This is a genomic window from Streptomyces tuirus, from assembly GCF_014701095.1.
GTDB lineage: Bacteria > Actinomycetota > Actinomycetes > Streptomycetales > Streptomycetaceae > Streptomyces > Streptomyces tuirus.
Map to the genome: position 1 here is coordinate 3,767,889 of NZ_AP023439.1, position 20,759 is coordinate 3,788,647.

General features: G+C 67.9%; 17 protein-coding genes and 1 tRNA gene. 9 read left to right on the forward strand and 9 right to left on the reverse strand.

The window, feature by feature from the left end; genetic code table 11:
* Positions 1 to 166 precede the first annotated feature (166 nt).
* The 8 genes from IGS69_RS17290 to rpmH all read right to left on the reverse strand — a co-directional run bounded on the left by IGS69_RS17290 (position 167) and on the right by rpmH (position 6,182).
* Entirely contained in the window at positions 167 to 1,267 is a 1,101-nt protein-coding gene (locus IGS69_RS17290) for a ParB/RepB/Spo0J family partition protein (RefSeq protein ID WP_190900793.1), read from the reverse strand.
* Positions 1,264 to 2,340: a ParA family protein gene (locus tag IGS69_RS17295; protein ID WP_078899128.1), complete on the reverse strand. Its 1,077-nt coding sequence runs from the start codon at positions 2,338 to 2,340 to the stop codon at positions 1,264 to 1,266. Before IGS69_RS17295 ends, IGS69_RS17290 begins: the two co-directional genes overlap by 4 nt.
* 265 nt (positions 2,341 to 2,605) lie before the next feature.
* On the reverse strand, positions 2,606 to 3,322 hold the full coding sequence (rsmG, locus tag IGS69_RS17300; RefSeq protein ID WP_190900795.1) for a 16S rRNA (guanine(527)-N(7))-methyltransferase RsmG: 717 nt from the start codon (positions 3,320 to 3,322) through the stop codon (positions 2,606 to 2,608).
* A 125-nt stretch (positions 3,323 to 3,447) separates the two neighbouring features.
* Entirely contained in the window at positions 3,448 to 3,960 is a 513-nt protein-coding gene (locus IGS69_RS17305) for a Jag family protein (protein ID WP_185008428.1), read from the reverse strand.
* A 15-nt stretch (positions 3,961 to 3,975) separates the two neighbouring features.
* The gene (gene yidC / locus IGS69_RS17310; RefSeq protein ID WP_190900797.1) at positions 3,976 to 5,277 is read right to left on the reverse strand and encodes a membrane protein insertase YidC; all 1,302 of its coding nucleotides are present in this window, start codon (positions 5,275 to 5,277) and stop codon (positions 3,976 to 3,978) included.
* A gap of 3 nt (positions 5,278 to 5,280) precedes the next feature.
* A complete protein-coding gene (gene yidD, locus IGS69_RS17315) occupies positions 5,281 to 5,655 on the reverse strand; it encodes a membrane protein insertion efficiency factor YidD (RefSeq protein ID WP_190900799.1) in 375 nt (124 codons plus the stop codon).
* Entirely contained in the window at positions 5,652 to 6,023 is a 372-nt protein-coding gene (gene rnpA / locus IGS69_RS17320) for a ribonuclease P protein component (RefSeq protein WP_078615240.1), read from the reverse strand. Before rnpA ends, yidD begins: the two co-directional genes overlap by 4 nt.
* A gap of 21 nt (positions 6,024 to 6,044) precedes the next feature.
* Complete coding sequence (gene rpmH, locus IGS69_RS17325) at positions 6,045 to 6,182, reverse strand: 50S ribosomal protein L34 (protein WP_005482975.1); 138 nt, start codon at positions 6,180 to 6,182, stop codon at positions 6,045 to 6,047.
* Positions 6,183 to 6,556: 374 nt separating this feature from the next.
* On the opposite strand from rpmH, the gene dnaA reads away from it, so the two are divergent.
* The 9 genes from dnaA (at position 6,557) to IGS69_RS17370 (ending at position 19,831) form a co-directional block, all read left to right on the forward strand.
* Positions 6,557 to 8,674 (forward strand): chromosomal replication initiator protein DnaA, encoded by a 2,118-nt coding sequence (dnaA, locus tag IGS69_RS17330; protein ID WP_190900801.1) that lies wholly within the window; start codon positions 6,557 to 6,559, stop codon positions 8,672 to 8,674.
* 1,106 nt (positions 8,675 to 9,780) lie between these two features.
* Positions 9,781 to 10,911 (forward strand): DNA polymerase III subunit beta, encoded by a 1,131-nt coding sequence (gene dnaN / locus IGS69_RS17335; protein ID WP_097217913.1) that lies wholly within the window; start codon positions 9,781 to 9,783, stop codon positions 10,909 to 10,911.
* Between the two features lie 207 nt (positions 10,912 to 11,118).
* Complete coding sequence (gnd, locus tag IGS69_RS17340) at positions 11,119 to 11,994, forward strand: phosphogluconate dehydrogenase (NAD(+)-dependent, decarboxylating) (RefSeq protein WP_097217915.1); 876 nt, start codon at positions 11,119 to 11,121, stop codon at positions 11,992 to 11,994.
* Positions 11,995 to 12,024: 30 nt separating this feature from the next.
* Positions 12,025 to 13,146 (forward strand): DNA replication/repair protein RecF, encoded by a 1,122-nt coding sequence (gene recF / locus IGS69_RS17345; protein ID WP_190900803.1) that lies wholly within the window; start codon positions 12,025 to 12,027, stop codon positions 13,144 to 13,146.
* Positions 13,143 to 13,688: a DUF721 domain-containing protein gene (locus IGS69_RS17350; RefSeq protein ID WP_190900805.1), complete on the forward strand. Its 546-nt coding sequence runs from the start codon at positions 13,143 to 13,145 to the stop codon at positions 13,686 to 13,688. The genes recF and IGS69_RS17350 overlap by 4 nt, the downstream gene beginning before the upstream one ends.
* 432 nt (positions 13,689 to 14,120) lie before the next feature.
* The gene (gene gyrB, locus IGS69_RS17355) at positions 14,121 to 16,181 is read left to right on the forward strand and encodes a DNA topoisomerase (ATP-hydrolyzing) subunit B (protein WP_190900806.1); all 2,061 of its coding nucleotides are present in this window, start codon (positions 14,121 to 14,123) and stop codon (positions 16,179 to 16,181) included.
* A gap of 42 nt (positions 16,182 to 16,223) precedes the next feature.
* Positions 16,224 to 18,818 (forward strand): DNA gyrase subunit A, encoded by a 2,595-nt coding sequence (gene gyrA / locus IGS69_RS17360; protein WP_190900808.1) that lies wholly within the window; start codon positions 16,224 to 16,226, stop codon positions 18,816 to 18,818.
* 19 nt (positions 18,819 to 18,837) lie between these two features.
* Positions 18,838 to 19,644, forward strand: a complete 807-nt coding sequence (locus IGS69_RS17365; RefSeq protein WP_190900810.1) for a DUF3566 domain-containing protein — start codon at positions 18,838 to 18,840, stop codon at positions 19,642 to 19,644.
* Positions 19,645 to 19,754: 110 nt separating this feature from the next.
* Positions 19,755 to 19,831: transfer RNA gene (locus tag IGS69_RS17370), tRNA-Ile, on the forward strand.
* 381 nt (positions 19,832 to 20,212) lie between these two features.
* Here IGS69_RS17370 and IGS69_RS17375 read toward each other — a convergent pair.
* Entirely contained in the window at positions 20,213 to 20,701 is a 489-nt protein-coding gene (locus IGS69_RS17375; protein ID WP_190900812.1) for a hypothetical protein, read from the reverse strand.
* Positions 20,702 to 20,759 lie beyond the last annotated feature (58 nt).

Genomic DNA, 20,759 nt, shown 5'->3' on the forward strand with positions numbered 1-20,759 from the left:
CTCCCTTTCAGAGGTGCTGCCGTGTGGTTGCGCCGTACCTGACGCATCGTATCCACGATGCGATTCCATCGATACCGCCAGAAAGGAAAGAGCGAGCCATGTTCCGGCACACACCGGACACAGCCCGCTCTGTCCCCCTGCACAGCAGAGGCTCCATTCCGGAGACTCAGGACTCGCTCTCTTCGGAGTCGCCCTCCGAGAGGCTGTTCTGCAGAACCGGCCCCTCGCCAGGAGCCAGTGAGCCGAGGATCCGCTCGAGATCCTCCATCGAGGCGAACTCGACGGTGATCTTTCCCTTCTTCTGACCCAGGTCGACCTTCACCCGTGTCTCGAAGCGATCCGAGAGCCGCGTGGCGAGGTCGGACAGGGCCGGAGAGACCCGGGCACCGGCGCGCGGGCCCTTGGGCTTCTGAGCCTTCTGAGGCCGCGACCCCATCAGGGTCACGATTTCCTCGACGGCTCGCACCGAGAGGCCCTCGGCCACGATGCGGTGAGCCAGCCGATCCTGCTCCTCCGAGTCCTCGACGGAGAGCAGTGCCCGTGCGTGACCGGCGGAGAGAACCCCGGCGGCGACCCGGCGCTGCACGGCCGGCGAGAGCTTCAGCAGACGCAGGGTGTTGGAAACCTGCGGGCGGGATCGCCCGATGCGGTCCGCCAGCTGATCGTGCGTGCAGCTGAAGTCCCTCAGCAACTGGTCGTAGGCGGCAGCTTCTTCCAGCGGGTTCAGCTGCGCGCGATGCAGGTTCTCCAGCAACGCGTCCAGGAGGAGCTTCTCGTCCTCGGTGGCCCGGACGATCGCCGGGATCGCCTCCAGCCCCGCCTCGCGGCAGGCCCGCCAGCGGCGCTCGCCCATGATGAGCTCATAGCGGTCGACACCCACCTGCCGTACGACGACCGGCTGAAGGAGCCCGACTTCCTTGATGGAGGTGATGAGCTCGGACAGCGCGTCCTCGTCGAAGACATCACGAGGCTGACGCGGGTTCGGCGTGATGAAGTCGAGGGGGATCTCGGCGAAATGCGCGCCGATGGGTGCCGCAGGCGTGGCAGGAGCACTCTGCGACGCCGGCTCCTCTGTTTCACGTGAAACAGCCGGCAGGGTCGCGACCTTCGCCGCGGCCACCCCACGATCGTTCGGCAGCACAGGCACTGCCGCCGGGGACGTGGCAGCAGCGTTCCCCGCCGCAGCCTGGGCCACCGATTTCTCCGTCGGTGCGGCGGGGATCAGTGCGCCAAGACCACGGCCCAGCCCCCTCCGTCGCTCGCTCACTGAATGCCCTCCACCATGCTCGGGTCGTTCTGCTGTACGCCGATATGGGCGTGCGTGGCGTCATAGCTGATGCCCACGCCCTTCAGCGCGATCTCGCGTGCCGCCTCAAGGTAGGAGAGGGCACCACTCGATCCTGGATCGTAGGTCAAGACCGTCTGCCCATAGCTCGGGGCCTCCGAGATACGGACGGAGCGGGGGATGCTCGTGCGCAGCACCTCGTCGCCGAAGTGGGTGCGCACCTCTTCGGCGACCTGGGATGCGAGGCGCGTCCGGCCGTCATACATGGTGAGCAGGATGGTCGATACATGCAGGGCGGGGTTGAGGTGCCCCCGCACCAGGTCGACGTTGCGCAGCAGCTGTCCGAGGCCTTCCAGCGCGTAGTACTCGCACTGGATGGGGATCAGAACTTCCTGGCCCGCCACGAGAGCGTTGACCGTCAGGAGTCCGAGTGACGGCGGGCAGTCGATGAGGATGTAGTCCAGCGGCTGCTCGTACGCCTGGATGGCGCGCTGCAGCCTGCTCTCCCGTGCCACGAGGGACACCAGCTCGATCTCCGCACCGGCGAGATCGATCGTGGCGGGGGCGCAGAAGAGGCCCTCGACATCGGGGACCGGCTGGACGACCTCGGAGAGAGGCCGGCTGTCCACCAACACGTCATAAATCGAGGGGACTTCGGCGTGGTGGTCGATACCCAGTGCGGTGGACGCATTGCCCTGGGGGTCGAGGTCGACCACGAGGACCCGGCCACCGTGCAGCGCCAGCGATGCGGCAAGGTTGACGGTCGTCGTCGTCTTGCCCACACCACCCTTCTGGTTGGCGACCACCATAATTCGGGTCTGCTCGGGCCGTGGCAAACCCTCGCCGGCACGCCCCAGAGCCTCCACCGCCAGTTGGGCAGCACGACCGATGGGAGTGTCGTCCATCGGAGGCGGTGTTTCACGTGAAACATCCGCCCCCATCGACTCGGTACGGGGACCGGGGACCGGATCGGTCATCGGTCCCGCGATGTTGGCGTCGGACCGCAAGGATTCACTCTCCTCGACTTCAGGCTCGCAATGAACAGAGCCTCCCATGTCTTCGGGGTCGTGAACCAGTGAGGCCTGGCGTTCTGTGGAGAAATCCACCTCTGTGGATACCTCGGGTCCCTCATCGAGTGAACCAAGAGGCTTTCGGTCGCGGGGTTCGGCCGCAGCGCGGCCACGACTGATGATGCCGTGCAGCAGTGAGCGACGTTTCACGTGAAACACGATGCACAGCAGCCATGGCCGGACTGTCGCGACACTCCGGCATGCATAGGTTTGGCAGCTTGTGTGGAGTACGTCTCGTCCTCAGGACGGATCAGCGTCGACGACGCGTCCGCCCTGTGCGAGCCGCCTTGGCGCGCTTCGCAGCGAAACGCACTCCGCCAGGGCTCTCCCCGACCTCGACCCGCACGACGGTGGACAACGGGTCCACTACACCCTCACCCACATGCAGGATGGACGTCTCCACCGCACCCAGCTTGCTCAGCGCCACCGAAGCGCTCTTCAGCTCCTCCTCGGCGGCATCGCCCTTGAGCGCGAGCATCTCCCCGTACGGCCGCAGCAGCGGAATGCCCCACGTGGCAAGCCGGTCGAGCGGCGCGACGGCTCGGGCCGTCACCACGTGCACGGGCTGGATCTTCCCCATGACCTCCTCGGCCCGCCCACGCACCACCGTCACATGATCGAGGCCGAGCAGTTCCACGACCTCTGTGAGGAAATTGGTGCGCCGCAGCAGCGGCTCCAGGAGCGTGATCTTCAGGTCGGTGCGGACCAGCGCCAGCGGAATGCCAGGAAGACCGGCACCGGAGCCGACATCGCACACCGTCACACCGTCGGGAACGACCTCCGAGAGCACCGCACAGTTCAAAAGGTGCCGCTCCCACAGGCGAGGCACCTCACGCGGGCCGATGAGGCCGCGCTGCACGCCGGCCTCAGCGAGCAGCTCGGCGTACCGCACCGCATCCGCGAAGCGATCACCGAACACCTCTCGCGCCTGCTCGGGCGCGGGGGGAAGCTCCGCTGCCTCCGTCACGGGGGACCGTCCTTCCGTACCGCGTCAGCGCACCCGGCGCCGACACCAGAACCACCAGAACTATCAGGCTGACAAAGTTCGGCCCCGCCTGCTCAACAGACGGGGCCGGGGAAAGCAGAGGCCGATCAGGCGGGCAGCACGACGACGAACCGCTGCGGCTCCTCGCCCTCGGACTCGCTGCGCAGGCCCGCGGCCTTGACCGCGTCGTGCACGACCTTGCGCTCGAACGGCGACATCGGCTTCAGCTTCACGGCCTCACCGCTGCTCTTGGCCTCCGCGGCGGCCTTGGCGCCCAGCTCGGACAGCTCCGAGCGCTTCTGTGCCCGGTACCCCGCGATGTCGAGCATCAGACGGCTGCGGTCACCGGTCTCCCGGTGCACGGCCAGACGGGTGAGCTCCTGGAGCGCCTCCAGGACCTCGCCGTCACGGCCGACCAGCTTCTGCAGGTCACGGCCGCCCGAGTCGCTGATGATCGAGACGGAGGCACGGTCGGCCTCGACGTCCATGTCGATGTCGCCGTCGAGATCGGCGATATCGAGCAGACCCTCCAGGTAGTCCGCCGCGATCTCGCCTTCCTGCTCAAGGCGGGTCAGGGTGTCTGCACCCTCGGCAGCGGCGGAGGTGGTGCCTTCCGTCACGGGATGGACTCCTTCTTACTTCTTGGACGGGGACTTGGGCCGCTGCGGACCCTTGCGCTGTCCGGACTGGGCCTTGCTGCGGGTACCGCCGGCGGGCTTCGCGCCGCCCTTCTTGGCAGCGGCGGCGGGCTTGGCGTCCTCGGGCTCGCCGGACTTGGTCAGCGACGTCTTCGGCTCGTCGGTCCCACCGGCCGCCTTGGCACCGCCGGCACCGCCGGCTCCGCCGTGCTGCCGCTGCGACTTGCTCTGCCGCTTGGGCTGCTGACGCTTCGGGGTACCGCCGGTGGCGGTCGGCGTGCCGTCCTCGGCCTGGGCCGTGGCCGCGCTGTCGCTCTTGATCACGGTGCCGTCGGCCTGGGCGGCGAGGCCGGCCTTGCTGAGGCCGTTGATGAACTTGCGCTCGAACTCGTTGCGGTCGCGGCCCTTGGCGACGATCGCCTTCACGATCGCCCGGTCACGGCGCTTGCCGACCTTGTCGTGCTGCGTGATGTGCTTGGTCAGCCGGTCGAGGTACGAGGCCTGGGCCTTGGAACCCGGGGTCGGGTTGTTGTGGATCACGTACATCTGCTGGCCCATGGTCCACACGTTGGTGGTCAGCCAGTAGACGAGGACACCGACCGGGAAGTTGATGCCGAAGACGGCGAACATGACCGGGAAGACGTACATCAGCATCTTCTGCTGCTGCATGAACGGGGTCTTCACCGTGGTGTCGACGTTCTTCGTCATCAGCTGGCGCTGGGTGAAGAACTGCGACGCCGACATCAGGACGATCATGATGGCGGTGACCACACGGACGTCGGTGAGGGAAGCACCGAGTGCTTCCACCTTCGACGCGCTGTCGGTGAACTTCGCGGCCAGCGGAGCCCCGACGATGTGCGCCTTCTGCGCGCTCTGCAGGAGGTTCTCGTTGATCACGCCGATGGTGTCGTTCGACGCGATGCTGTTGAGCACGTGGTACAGGGCGAAGAAGAACGGGGACTGCGCCAGGATGGGAAGGCACGAGGACAGCGGGTTGGTGCCCGTGTCCTTGTACAGCTTCATCATCTCTTCGGACTGACGCTGCTTGTCGTTCTTGTAGCGCTCCTGGATCTTCTTCATCTCGGGCTGCAGCGTCTGCATGGCCCGAGTCGCCTTGATCTGCTTCACGAAGAGCGGGATCAGGCAGATACGGATGAGGATCACCAGGGACACGATCGACAGGCCCCAGGCCCAGCCGGTGTCGGGGCCGAAGATGGCGCCGTACACCGAGTGGAACTGGACGATGACCCAGGAGACGGGTGTGGTGATAAAGCTGAAGAGGCTGGCAATCGTGTCCACTAATCATGCTCCTTGGGCATGGGACGGTGTCTCTGCGGCCGGGCCCGAAGGACTGGACGGACTTGTGGGAGAAGTCTGTCCCTCGGTCGCCGGTCCGACGGCGGAGTGCCCGCCCTTGCGTGCACGCCACGCGTTACGCAGCATTTCGTGCCACCGCGGGCGCTTGCGCGGCGGGACATGGTCCACACCGCCCAGCGACCACGGATTGCATCGCAGGATGCGCCAGGCCGTGAGAGCCGTTCCCTTGATGGCACCATGCCGGTCGATGGCCGTGAAGCCGTAGTGGGAGCACGACGGGTAGTACTTGCAGACCGGCCCGAGCAGCGGACTGATCGTCCACTGGTAGAGCTTGATCAGAGCCAGCAGCGGGTACTTCATCGCGCGCCCCCTCCCAGCAACCGCTGGAGAGCGGCATCCAGGTCTCGGGCCAGCTGTGCATGGTCGGCGTCGCCCGATCCGGGCAGCGCTCGTACGACTACCAGGCTACCGGGGGGCAGCTGGGCGACTCGCTCCCGCATCAGGTGACGAAGCCTGCGCTTCACTTTGTTCCGCACGACCGCGCCACCCACTGCCTTGCTCACGACGAAACCCGCACGCGTCGGGGGAGCGCTCTCCCCAGGCGCGTGCGGGTCCGTGGAACCGCTACGTAGGTGGACGACGAGGAGCGGGCGTCCGGCCCGGCGTCCTCGTCGTACCGCGGTCGCGAAGTCCTCGCGCCGCCTCAGCCGATGCTCGGTAGGCAGCACGACGTCATGACCTGATCAGGATCAGGCGGACAGGCTGGCGCGACCCTTGCTGCGGCGGTTCGCGAGAATCGCGCGACCGGCACGGGTACGCATCCGCAGGCGGAAGCCGTGGGTCTTCGCGCGACGACGGTTGTTCGGCTGGAAGGTGCGCTTGCTCACTCGGGGGCTCCAGAAGAAATTGGTGGTTGCGGGGTGCCGTCCTGGCTGTCACCGTGCGCCCACGAGTAGCTCGCAGTTACGCCCGAGTGCACCGCTGACCGATCACCCAAATGATCTGTGCCCATCGGAGGCAGGCGGCAGCAGCCATCGACAACTCGACCTGGTTACGGTACGCGCGGCTACGCCATCCGGTCAAACCAGGAGTCGCCGGGAGACACTTGTCCACAGGCTGGGGACAACAACTTGAACCGTACCGGCCGCCCTGACTACCGTGACGGAACTCCGATTCGTTCCCTTATCCCTGCCCCACCCGATTTACATCCCGAGCCGTCCCAGAACCACACGTTCGTGGGACCTGTGAGAGAGCGTGCCCTGTGGCTGACGTACCTGCCGATCTTGCCGCAGTGTGGCCACGCGTATTGGAGCAGCTCCTCGGGGAGGGCCGCGTCCAAGGGGTCGAGGGGAAGGACGAGCACTGGATCCGGCGCTGCCAGCCGCTCGCGCTGGTCGCGGACACCGCCCTGCTCGCCGTACCGAACGAATTCGCGAAGGGCGTACTCGAGGGCCGGCTGGCGCCGATCGTCAGCGAGACGCTCAGCCGCGAGTGCGGCCGCCCCATCCGGATCGCGATCACCGTCGACGACTCCGCGGGCGAGCCTCCCGCCCCGCCGGCGCCCCCGGCCCACCGCCCCCAGCCGCGCTACGAGGAGCCCGAGCTCCCGTCCGCGCGCCAGGACCGCGAGGGATACGACCGTCCGGACCGTGATGGATACGACCGTCCTGAGCGCGACGCGTATGAGCGCCCCGAGCGTGACGCCTATGAGCGGCCCGAGCGCGACGCGTACGACCGGCAGGAACGCGACGCATACGACCGTCCGGAACGCGACCCCTATGACCGCCAGGACCGTGACGGGTACGAGGGGTACGGCCGCCACCGGGCCGACCAGCTGCCCGGCCCGGCCGGCGACCAGCTTCCGCCTACGCGCGCAGATCAACTTCCCACCGCCCGTCCCGCGTACCCGTCCGAGTACCAGCGCCCCGAGCCCGGTGCCTGGCCACGGCCCACGCAGCAGGACGAGTACGGCTGGCAGCAGCAGCGCCTCGGCTTTCCCGAGCGTGACCCGTACGCGTCACCCAGCCAGGACTCATACGGCTCGCAGGACTCCTACGGCTCCTCTGACTCCTACGGCCCGCCCTCGCAGGACGCCTACGGCTCCCCCTCGCAGGACTACCGCCCGCAGCCCATGGAGCGCCCCTCCTACGAGCAGCAGCGTCCCGACTACGACACGTCGCGCGGTGACTACGACCAGCGCGACCCGGTGCGCCGGGAGCTGCCCGAGCCACCGGCCGGCTCCGGACACGTCCACCGGGGCGGCCCGGTCGGCCCGAACCTGCCGACGACCGGTGCTCCCGGCCCGCTGGCCGCACAGCCCGCGCCGGCGACCGGCCCGGGCGAACCCACCGCGCGTCTGAACCCGAAGTACCTCTTCGACACCTTCGTCATCGGTGCCTCCAACCGTTTCGCGCACGCGGCCGCGGTCGCTGTGGCCGAGGCCCCGGCGAAGGCGTACAACCCCTTGTTCATCTACGGGGAGTCCGGGCTCGGCAAGACGCACCTGCTGCACGCCATCGGCCACTACGCGCGCAGCCTCTACCCGGGCACACGGGTGCGGTACGTGAGCTCGGAGGAGTTCACCAACGAGTTCATCAACTCCATCCGCGACGGCAAGGGCGACAGCTTCCGCAAGCGGTACCGCGAGATGGACATCCTGCTCGTCGACGACATCCAGTTCCTCGCGGACAAGGAGTCGACGCAGGAGGAGTTCTTCCACACCTTCAACACGCTCCACAACGCCAACAAGCAGATCGTGCTGTCCTCCGACCGGCCGCCGAAGCAGCTGGTGACGCTGGAGGACCGGCTGCGGAACCGTTTCGAGTGGGGTCTGATCACGGACGTCCAGCCGCCGGAGCTGGAGACGCGGATCGCGATCCTCCGCAAGAAGGCGGTGCAGGAGCAGCTGAACGCGCCGCCGGAGGTGCTGGAGTTCATCGCGTCCCGGATCTCGCGCAACATCCGTGAGCTGGAGGGCGCGCTGATCCGGGTCACGGCGTTCGCCTCGCTCAACCGGCAGCCCGTGGACCTGGGCCTGACGGAGATCGTCCTGAAGGACCTCATCCCCGGCGGCGACGACTCGGCGCCCGAGATCACCTCGACGGCCATCATGGGCGCGACGGCGGACTACTTCGGGCTGACCGTCGAGGACCTGTGCGGCACCTCGCGCGGCCGCGCCCTCGTCACAGCCCGGCAGATCGCCATGTACCTGTGCCGTGAGCTGACGGACCTGTCGCTGCCGAAGATCGGCGCGCTGTTCGGCGGCCGCGACCACACCACCGTCATGCACGCGGATCGCAAGATCCGCAATCTCATGGCCGAGCGCCGCTCCATCTACAACCAGGTCACGGAGCTGACCAACCGCATCAAGAACGGCTGACGGCCAAGCCCTGGTCAGGGCTATGGCTACCGCGACGGCGGCTCGCCGCTGAAGACCGCTGAGGGCGCCACCGGGGGATCCGGTGGCGCCCTTCTTCTTGCGCTGCGGCGCGCTGCGGTGCGCTGCGGCGCGCTGCGGTGCGCTGAGGGCGCGCTCGCTGCCCGCCATCCACTGCGACTCCTCGCTGCGGAGCGCTGCCGCTCGCCGTCCCGCGGACCCCGTTCCAGCGGCCGCGCGACCACCGTGTGACCCGGTTTCCGGGCCGCCGAGCCCCTCACCGGCTCCCGCCGCCACAAACCCCGCCGAGCCCCTCACCGCAACCCGCTGTTCGATTAACCGCCGGGTTACGGCCTCCCTCCACAGATTCGGGGACTTTCTGCCGTCCACATCCTGGGGACTGGGGAGTTGTCCAGATCGTGTCCACAGGGGCCCCTGTTGATAGACCATCAGGGCAGCTCAGGTGGTTGTGGATTCGTGGACGAAGGATCTCCACAGACTGTGGACGACGAGATGATCCACAGGCTGTGCACCGAGTTGTCCACCGGCTACCCACAGGCTGGGAGGAGTTGTCCCCAGCGATCAGTCGCTTCTCCACAAGCCTGTCCACTGTTCGGCAACGCGACGCGCCTTCTCACCGAGTCGAGTGAAAGGCGTCACACGAAGCTGCCGGGTTGGGCTGTGGGAAAGGTGGGTAAAGCTGGGGACGGCGTTGGGGAGAACTCGCCTCCCCCTGTGCACGGCGTGTGCAGAACTTTCTGTTCTCCACAGATACGCCCGGTTGTCCACCGCCTCCACCCACAGGCCCCGTGGACAAAATTGCCGCTCTGAGCTGGGCAAACGAGGTTATCCACGGTATCCACAGCCCCTACTACTACTCCCGACTAGAGAGAGCTGGGAATCCGTTTCGAAGGGGGCCCTGTGCACAACTCGGTCTTCGGTGCCCGGCTGCCGCTCATCACGACTTGACCCCGAGAGGCACCTACTGTCAGTGCGGTGCGTCAGACTGGTCCCCGGTGTCCTCCCCGTCACGGGGACCGTCGACACCGAGACAGACGACGAGGGCCAGGCAGAGCGAGAAGCGCCGGCAACAGCAGGAGGCGGCAACAGTGAAGATCCGGGTGGAACGCGACGTACTCGCGGAGGCAGTGGCCTGGGCGGCACGCAGCCTCCCGGCCCGTCCGCCGGCGCCTGTCCTCGCCGGCCTGCTGCTGAAGGCCGAGGAAGGCCAGCTGAGCCTGTCCAGCTTCGACTACGAGGTCTCCGCACGGGTGTCCGTGGAGGCCGAGGTCGACGAGGAGGGCACGGTCCTGGTCTCCGGCCGCCTGCTCGCGGACATCTGCCGCGCGCTGCCGAACCGACCGGTGGAGATTTCCACAGACGGTGTACGGGCGACCGTGGTCTGCGGCTCGTCCCGCTTCACCCTCCACACCCTGCCTGTAGAGGAGTACCCGGCCCTGCCCCAGATGCCGAACGCGACGGGCACGGTCCCCGGCGAGGTCTTCGCCTCCGCCGCCTCCCAGGTCGCCATCGCGGCCGGCCGTGACGACACGCTGCCGGTCCTCACCGGTGTCCGCATCGAGATCGAGGGCGACACCGTCACGCTGGCGTCCACCGACCGCTACCGCTTCGCGGTCCGCGAGTTCCTGTGGAAGCCGGAGAACCCCGACGCCTCCGCGGTCGCCCTGGTGCCCGCCAAGACGCTCCTGGACACCGCCAAGGCCCTGACCAGCGGCGACCAGGTGATCCTGGCGCTGTCCGGCTCGGGTTCCGGCGAGGGCCTGATCGGCTTCGAGGGCGCCGGGCGCCGTACGACGACGCGTCTGCTGGAGGGCGACCTCCCGAAGTACCGGACGCTGTTCCCGACGGAGTTCAACAGCGTCGCCGTGATCGAGACCGCCCCCTTCGTGGAGGCCGTCAAGCGCGTGGCCCTGGTCGCCGAGCGCAACACCCCGGTGCGGCTCAGCTTCGAGCAGGGCGTGCTCATCCTGGAAGCCGGTTCCAGCGACGACGCACAGGCTGTGGAAAGGGTGGACGCGCAGCTCGAGGGCGACGACATCTCGATCGCCTTCAACCCGACGTTCCTGCTGGACGGCCTGAGCGCCATCGACTCCCCGGTGGCCCAGCTGTCGTTCACGACGTCCACCAAGCCCGCGCTGCTCAGTGGCAAGCCGGCGCTGGACGCCGAGGCGGACGAGGCCTACAAGTACCTGATCATGCCGGTGCGCCTCAGCGGCTGAGCCCGCCCGAGGGCCGGTGAGACGCCGAGGATCACCAACGGCTGTCCACAGGGTGAGGACAAAGCCGCAGGTGAGGGCGTACGACTGAGCGCGTATGCCCACAGATGTGCGCGAGCGTCCGGGTTTAGGCTCGGACGCGGGTACGAAAGTGCCTCGCGGTACGTACGTGCCGCCACGCCACGTCGCAGAACCTAAGGAACACAACTGATGGAGCTCGGTCTCGTCGGCCTCGGCAAGATGGGCGGCAACATGCGCGAGCGGATCCGCCGCGCAGGTCACACCGTCCTCGGATACGACCGCAACCCGGACCTCGCCGATGTCCACAGCCTGGAAGAGCTGGTGGGCAAGCTCAGCGGCCCGCGCGTGATCTGGGTGATGGTCCCGGCCGGTGAGGCCACGCAGACCACGATCGACCAGCTCGCCGAGCTGCTGGAGCCCGGTGACGTCGTCGTGGACGGCGGCAACTCCCGCTGGACCGACGACGAGAAGCACGCCGAGGAGCTGGCCGCCAAGGGCATCGGCTTCGTCGACTGCGGTGTCTCCGGTGGCGTCTGGGGCCTGGAGAACGGCTACGCGCTGATGTACGGCGGCGACAAGGAGAACGTCGCCAAGGTGCAGCCGGTCTTCGACGCCCTCAAGCCGGAGGGTGACTCCGGCTCGGTGCACGCCGGCAAGGTCGGCGCGGGCCACTTCGCGAAGATGGTCCACAACGGCATCGAGTACGCGATGATGCAGGCCTACGCCGAGGGCTGGGAGCTCCTGGAGAAGGTCGACTCCGTGACCGACGTCCGGGAGGTCTTCCGCTCCTGGCAGGAGGGCACGGTCATCCGCTCCTGGCTGCTGGACCTCGCGGTCAACGCGCTCGACGGGGACGAGCACCTGGACGAGCTCCGGGGTTATGCACAGGACTCCGGCGAGGGACGCTGGACTGTGGAAGCGGCCATCGACAACGCGGTGCCGCTGCCGGCGATCACCGCGTCGCTGTTCGCGCGGTTCTCCTCCCGCCAGGAGGACTCGCCCCAGATGAAGATGATCGCGGCGCTGCGGAATCAGTTCGGCGGCCACGCGGTCGAGAAGAAGTAACCGAGTACCGAGGGAGGTCGGCGAACGACCATGCACGTCACGCATCTGTCGCTGGCCGACTTCCGCTCGTACCCCCGGGTCGAGGTCCCGCTCGACCCGGGGGTGACGGCCTTCGTCGGGCCGAACGGGCAGGGCAAGACCAACCTCGTCGAGGCCGTCGGCTATCTCGCCACCCTCGGCAGCCACCGGGTCTCCTCCGACGCCCCCCTGGTCCGGATGGGCGCCGAGCGCGCGATCATCCGGGCCCAGGTACGGCAGGGCGAGCGGCAGCAGCTGGTCGAGCTGGAGCTGAACCCGGGGCGCGCCAACCGGGCCCGGATCAACAGGTCCTCGCAGGTCAGGCCACGTGATGTGCTGGGGATCGTGCGGACCGTGCTGTTCGCGCCCGAGGATCTCGCGCTGGTCAAGGGCGACCCGGGTGAGCGGCGGCGCTTCCTCGACGAGCTGATCACCGCGCGCTCCCCGCGCATGGCCGGGGTCCGTTCCGACTACGACCGGGTCCTCAAGCAGCGCAACACCCTGCTGAAGTCGGCGGCGCTGGCCCGCCGGCACGGTGGTCGCACCATGGACATGTCCACCCTGGACGTGTGGGACCAGCATCTCGCGCGCGCGGGTGCCGAGTTGCTCGCCCAGCGCCTGGACCTGATCGCCACGATCCAGCCGCTGGCCGACAAGGCCTACGAGCAACTGGCCCCCGGCGGCGGCCCGATCGCGCTGGAGTACAAGCCGTCCGCACCGGGCGAGGCGCACACCCGCGAGGACCTCTTCGAGCAGCTGATGGCCGCGCTGGCGGAGGCCCGCAAGCAGGAGATCGAGCGCGGCGTCACCCTGGTCGGCCCGCACCGCGACGACCTCCAGCTCAAGCTCGGCCAGCTCCCCGCCAAGGGCTATGCCTCCCACGGCGAGTCCTGGTCCTATGCGCTGGCGCTGCGCTTGGCCTCGTACGACCTCCTCAGGGCGGAGGGCAACGAGCCGGTGCTGGTGCTCGACGATGTCTTCGCCGAGCTGGACACCCGCCGCCGGGAGCGTCTCGCCGAGCTGGTCGCGCCCGGCGAGCAGGTCCTGGTGACGGCCGCGGTCGACGACGACGTACCGCATGTGCTGTCCGGGACGCGGTTCGCCGTGTCCGAGGGGACGGTGGAGCGCGTATGACGCAGAACACATCCGGGGGCGCTCCCGAGCCCTCGAAGTCCCCCGAGCCCTCCGGCGTCGACCTCGCGCGCGTGGCGCTGCGGGCCGCGAAGGAGGCCGCACGCGCGCGGGGGGACGCGGCGCAGCAGAAGAAGCAGGCGCGCCGCGGCGGCCTGCGCTCCGGCGCGCGCGCTGACGGGCGCGACCCCATGGCGCTGGGCTCCGCGATCAACCGGCTGATCACCGAGCGCGGCTGGGAGGCGCCGGCCGCGGTGGGCGGTGTGATGGGCCGCTGGCCGCAGATCGTCGGCGAGGACGTCGCCAAGCACTGTGTGCCGGAGAAGTACGACGAGGACGAGCGCGTCCTGACCGTGCGCTGCGATTCGACGGCCTGGGCGACCAACCTCCGGCTGCTCGCGCCCACGCTGGTCGCGCGCCTGAACGAGGATCTCGGCCACGGCAGGGTGAGGCTGATCAAGGTGCAGGGCCCCGGTGGTCCGGCCCGCCGCTTCGGCCCGTTGCGCGCCCCCGGCAGCACCGGTCCGGGCGATACCTACGGCTGATCTGCACCGGTTTCCCGCCCGTCGACAGCACGTGACTGACATCACATCAAGGGCTTCGCTGCGCTCTTTCGGAGCGTCTGCGGCCCGCTCGTCGTGCGCCCGCACACGGTTGCGAATCGCTACCTGACTCCGAAGTAGCCAAGGGTTGACGGCCGGAAGCGCTGAGTGCCTCCGTGAGCCTCTTGGAGCCCCCATCCGCATATCGGGAGTCGGACAAGACCCGTCGAGGGCGGCACATGCGGACTCAGGTACCGGCAAACCCCCATCAGTGTCAGTGCTACCGGTAGACTGGAAGCAATCCCGCCCCACTCGCTGGGGACCGTCCGGGAAAAGCTGAGCAACGCTGATCAAGGCTTACCAACGCAACATGCCGCAGCCGCTCCGGCAACCCGCCGACGAGCCTGGCTCGTGCTGTGCCAGAAAGGGCGCTTCGTGGCCGATTCCGGCAACCCCAACGAGAACATTCAGTCCACCGACGCCGGCACCACCGGCGCGGTCACCTCGTCGAACGGCGAGGTGACCGCCTCGTACGACGCCAGCGCCATCACCGTCCTCGAGGGTCTGGACGCGGTCCGCAAGCGACCCGGTATGTACATCGGCTCGACCGGTGAGCGCGGACTCCACCACCTGGTGCAGGAGGTCGTCGACAACTCCGTCGACGAGGCGCTCGCCGGGTACGCGGACACCATCGACGTCACGATCCTCGCCGACGGTGGCGTGCGGGTCGTCGACAACGGCCGTGGCATCCCGGTCGGCATCGTCCCCTCCGAGGGCAAGCCCGCCGTCGAGGTCGTGCTGACGGTCCTGCACGCGGGCGGCAAGTTCGGCGGCGGCGGCTACGCGGTCTCCGGCGGTCTGCACGGCGTGGGTGTCTCCGTCGTCAACGCCCTGTCCACCAGGGTCGCGGTGGAGGTCAAGACCGACGGCTACCGCTGGACGCAGGAATACAAGTTGGGCGTCCCGACGGCCCCGCTCGCCAGGCACGAGGCCACGGACGAGCACGGCACCTCGGTCACCTTCTGGGCCGACCCGGACATCTTCGAGACCACCGACTACTCCTTCGAGACGCTGTCGCGGCGCTTCCAGGAGATGGCGTTCCTCAACAAGGGCCTGCGCATCAACCTCACCGACGAGCGCGAGTCGGCGAAGGCCACCGCCGGCGCGGACGAGGCGGGCGAGGACGAGAAGCACGAGGTCAAGAGCGTCTCGTACCACTACGAGGGCGGCATCGTCGACTTCGTGACGTACCTGAACTCCCGCAAGGGAGACCTGGTGCACCCCACCGTGATCGACCTGGAGGCCGAGGACAAGGACAAGAGCCTGTCCCTCGAGGTCGCGATGCAGTGGAACGGCGGCTACACCGAGGGCGTGTACTCCTTCGCCAACATCATCCACACCCACGAGGGCGGTACGCACGAAGAAGGCTTCCGCGCCGCGCTGACCTCGCTGATCAACAAGTACGCGCGCGACAAGAGGCTGCTGCGCGAGAAGGACGACAACCTCACGGGTGACGACATCCGCGAGGGTCTGACGGCGATCATCTCGGTCAAGCTGAGCGAGCCGCAGTTCGAGGGCCAGACGAAGACCAAGCTGGGCAACACCGAGGTCAAGACCTTCGTGCAGAAGGTCGTCTACGAGCACCTGACGGACTGGCTGGACCGCAACCCCAACGAGGCCGCGGACATCATCCGCAAGGGCATCCAGGCGGCCACCGCGCGTGTGGCGGCCCGCAAGGCCCGTGACCTCACACGTCGCAAGGGCCTGCTGGAGACGGCGTCCCTGCCGGGCAAGCTCTCGGACTGCCAGTCGAACGACCCCGACAAGTGCGAGATCTTCATCGTCGAGGGTGACTCCGCCGGCGGCTCGGCCAAGTCCGGCCGCAACCCGCAGTACCAGGCGATCCTCCCGATCCGCGGCAAGATCCTGAACGTCGAGAAGGCGCGGATCGACAAGATCCTGCAGAACCAGGAGATCCAGGCGCTGATCTCGGCCTTCGGTACCGGAGTCCACGAGGACTTCGACATCGAGAAGCTGCGCTATCACAAGATCATCCTGATGGCCGACGCCGACGTCGACGGCCAGCACATCAACACCCTGCTGCTGACCTTCCTGTTCCGCTTCATGCGGCCCCTGGTCGAGGCCGGGCACGTGTACCTCTCCCGCCCGCCGCTCTACAAGATCAAGTGGGGCAAGGACGACTTCGAGTACGCGTACTCCGACCGCGAGCGCGACGCCCTGATCGAGATGGGCCGCAACGCGGGCAAGCGCATCAAGGACGACTCGGTGCAGCGCTTCAAGGGTCTCGGTGAGATGAACGCCGAGGAGCTGCGCATCACGACCATGGACCAGGAGCACCGCGTCCTCGGCCAGGTCACCCTCGACGACGCCGCCCAGGCCGACGACCTGTTCTCGGTCCTCATGGGTGAGGACGTCGAGGCCCGCCGCGCGTTCATCCAGCGCAACGCCAAGGACGTCCGCTTCCTCGACATCTGAGTCGGTCTCAGCTGACCGCACCAGGAAGGACCTTCACCAGCAATGACCGACGAGAACACTCCCGTGACGACGCCCGAGGGTGACGCCCTGGCCATGCGCGTCGAGCCCGTCGGGCTCGAGACGGAGATGCAGCGCTCGTATCTCGACTACGCGATGTCCGTCATCGTCTCGCGTGCGCTGCCGGACGTCCGCGACGGCCTCAAGCCCGTCCACCGCCGTGTCCTGTACGCCATGTACGACGGCGGCTACCGCCCCGAGCGCGGCTTCTACAAGTGCGCCCGCGTCGTCGGCGACGTCATGGGCAACTACCACCCGCACGGCGACTCCTCCATCTACGACGCGCTGGTCCGCCTCGCGCAGCCGTGGTCGATGCGCATGCCGCTCGTCGACTCCAACGGCAACTTCGGCTCCCCGGGCAACGACCCGGCCGCGGCCATGCGGTACACCGAGTGCAAGATGGCGCCGCTGTCGATGGAGATGGTTCGCGACATCGACGAGGAGACCGTCGACTTCACGGACAACTACGACGGCCGCTCCCAGGAGCCGACCGTCCTGCCGGCCCGCTTCCCGAACCTGCTGATCAACGGCTCGGCCGGTATCGCGGTCGGCATGGCCACCAACATCCCGCCGCACAACCTGCGCGAGGTCGCGGCCGGCGCCCAGTGGTACCTGGAGAACCCCGAAGCCTCCCACGAGGAGCTGCTGGACGCGCTCATCGAGCGCATCAAGGGCCCGGACTTCCCGACCGGCGCGCTCGTCGTCGGCCGCCGGGGCATCGAGGAGGCGTACCGCACCGGACGCGGCTCCATCACCATGCGCGCGGTCGTCGAGGTCGAGGAGATCCAGAACCGCCAGTGCCTGGTGGTCACGGAGCTTCCGTACCAGGTCAACCCGGACAACCTCGCCCAGAAGATCGCCGACCTCGTCAAGGACGGCAAGATCGGCGGCATCGCGGACGTCCGTGACGAGACCTCCTCGCGCACGGGCCAGCGCCTGGTCATCGTGCTCAAGCGGGACGCGGTCGCCAAGGTCGTGCTGAACAACCTCTACAAGCACACCGACCTGCAGACGAACTTCGGCGCCAACATGCTGGCGCTGGTGGACGGCGTGCCGCGCACGCTCTCGCTCGACGCGTTCATCCGCCACTGGGTGACGCACCAGATCGAGGTCATCGTCCGCCGTACGCGCTTCCGGCTGCGCAAGGCCGAGGAGCGGGCGCACATCCTGCGCGGTCTGCTGAAGGCCCTGGACGCCATCGACGAGGTCATCGCGCTGATCCGGCGCAGCGACACCGTCGAGATCGCCCGCGGCGGCCTGATGAGCCTGCTGGAGATCGACGAGATCCAGGCCAACGCCATCCTCGAGATGCAGCTGCGCCGACTGGCCGCCCTGGAGCGCCAGAAGATCGTTCAGGAGCACGACGAACTCCAGGCGAAGATCAACGAGTACAACGAGATCCTCGCCTCCCCGGTCCGCCAGCGCGGCATCGTCAGTGCCGAACTGGCCGCGATCGTCGAGAAGTTCGGCGACGACCGCAAGACGACGCTGATCCCCTACGAGGGCGACATGTCCATCGAGGACCTGATCGCCGAGGAGGACATCGTCGTCACGGTCACCCGGGGCGGCTACATCAAGCGCACCAAGACCGACGACTACCGTGCCCAGAAGCGCGGCGGCAAGGGCGTGCGCGGCACGAAGCTCAAGGAAGACGACATCGTCGACCACTTCTTCGTGTCCACCACGCACCACTGGCTGCTGTTCTTCACGAACAAGGGCCGCGTGTACCGCGTGAAGGGCTACGAGCTGCCCGACGCCGGCCGGGACGCGCGCGGTCAGCACGTCGCGAACCTGCTCGCCTTCCAGCCGGACGAGGCGATCGCCGAGATCCTGGCGATCCGCGACTACGAGGCGGTTCCCTACCTCGTGCTCGCCACCAAGGCCGGGCTTGTGAAGAAGACGCCTCTGAAGGATTACGATTCGCCCCGTTCCGGCGGTGTGATCGCGATCAACCTCCGGTCGATGGAGGACGGTACGGACGACGAACTGATCGGAGCCGAACTGGTCTCGGCAGACGACGATCTGCTTCTGATCAGCAAGAAGGCGCAATCGATCAGGTTCACCGCATCGGACGACACCCTGCGGCCCATGGGCCGCGCCACCTCGGGCGTCAAGGGCATGAGCTTCCGTGAGGGGGACGAGCTGCTCTCGATGAATGTTGTTCGACCCGGTACGTTCGTGTTCACTGCCACAGACGGCGGGTACGCGAAGCGGACCAACGTCGACGAGTACCGCGTCCAGGGTCGCGGCGGCCTCGGAATCAAGGCCGCCAAGATCGTCGAGGACCGTGGGTCTCTCGTCGGCGCGCTGGTGGTCGAGGAGACCGACGAGATCCTCGCCATCACGCTGTCGGGCGGTGTGATTCGTACGCGAGTCAACGAGATCAGGGAAACCGGCCGTGACACCATGGGCGTCCAACTGATCAATCTGGGCAAGCGCGATGCCGTCGTGGGCATCGCTCGCAACGCCGAGGCGGGGCGCGAGGCGGAGGAGGTCGACGGCGACGTGGTCGTCGACGAGACCGCCGAAGGCGCCGTGACCACCGGCACGGACGAGGGTGAGGCGCCCTCGGCCGAGTAGGCACGAGGAGTGAGTCAGCGTGAGCGGAGCCACGGGCGCCGGACCGGCCGGAACCTCAAGGGGTACGGAAGCGGACGACGGCGGTCGTGGCTCCGCCGCGCGTGCGGCGGACCCGCACACGACCAACCTGAAGGCGATCAAGTCCCCGACCAAGGACAAGCCCTCGCCTGACGCGCATGACTCACAGGGGGGAACTGTGACGGACACCCGAGGTCCGCAGACCGGGCAGAACAAGCCCGGCGCGGGCCCGTCCGCCTCCGCTGCGCAGCCGCAGCCGGCCGCGCAGGAACCGGGCGCGGCCTCGCCCCTGCCCGGGGAACGGCAGGCGCAGCAGCAGGCCGGGCCGTACCACCCGCCGCAGGCCTACCCGGCGCAGCAGGCGGCGGCCGGCGCGGCCGGGGGCGCCGCTGCCGGCGCCGTGCGGCGTCCTCGCACGGGGGCACGCACCACGCCGCGCGTCCGCAAGGCGCGGCTGCGGGTGTCGAAGGCCGACCCGTGGTCGGTGATGAAGGTCAGCTTCCTGCTCTCCATCGCCCTGGGCATCTGCACGATCGTCGCGTCCGCCGTGCTGTGGATGGTCATGGACGCGATGGGCGTCTTCTCGACGGTCGGCGGCACGATCTCCGAGGCCACCGGCTCGAACGAGTCCAACGGCTTCGACCTGCAGGCCTTCCTGTCGCTGCCCAACGTCCTGCTGTTCACGTCGATCATCGCGGTCATCGACGTCGTCCTGGCGACCGCCCTCGCGACGCTCGGCGCGTTCATCTACAACCTGTCCGCGGGCTTCGTGGGCGGTGTCGAGCTGACCCTCGCCGAGGACGAGTGACGTCACCTCTGTCGTTGCCCTGACGGTGCCCCGACAACCGATTTTGGGACTGCCCATGTCGTGCGCTAATCTTCAGGAGTCAGCGCGCGGGACACACCGCAGAGCGCGGCGGGGCTATAGCTCAGTTGGTTAGAGCGCATCCCTGATAAGGATGAGGCCACAGGTTCAAATCCTGTTAGCCCCACCAGCGAAAAGACCCCCAGTCGGTAGCGGCTGGGGGTCTTTGACGTCCATGGCTGACATCAGCCGATGAGTGGATCTTCCATTGAGGACTCCGTCTTGAGGTCCTTGAGCACCGGGTCGGCGCCCTTGACCCGCTGACCTGCTTGACCGGGGTGAAGCGGCTGGCCTCGCTTCGTTCCCGACTGCGGGTCCGTAGTGGCGTGCGCGGGGGCCCCATCCCGACCACCACCGACTCAGGCAGAACCGTGCAGACGCGGCCCATGGCGTCCAGGTCGTTCGTACAGTGGCGCACTCCACCTGGACGCCATGAACCCCGCCCGCTCCAGATGCGTGTGGGTCGACGGCGGACGGGATGGGAGCTGGGGCAGGTGTGTGGTTGAGGTGGTCAGGCGAGCGTCGACCGGATTCGGTCGATGGCACGCAGGACCTCACCTCTGTTCTTTGCGCTCTTGATCCAGCTTGGTAGCCGCGCGACAACCGTCATCTTCTTGACCCGCGCATCCCATGGGGTTCTTTCACGCAGCGGCGCCCGTACGAACTGGCGGAGCAGCTCCAGGTGCTCCGGGTTGTAGGCCCACAACCAGCCGTGCCGCGTCTCCGCCTGCAACCACAACGGCAGGCCGAAGTAAGGATCTGTGGCTTCACCACGCCCCCCGAAGAGTCGAAACCCTCCCCCGGCCGCATCGCGCGACAGACCGCACGCCCTACAGACAAGGCGGCGGCGCGCGAACACCGAGGGGGCCGAGCCATCGGCCGTAGGCGCCACCGGGGCAACATGTGCAATTCCGGCGCACTTCGGACAGCGCACGAGCACATGGTCAATGAAGTGGTACTTCGTCTGTCGAGCATCCCGGAACCGCTGCGGCGCGAGCATGGCGTCAGTATGCGACGCCTCCGCCTGTCCATGTTCGGAACAACCCCCGCCGATCAAG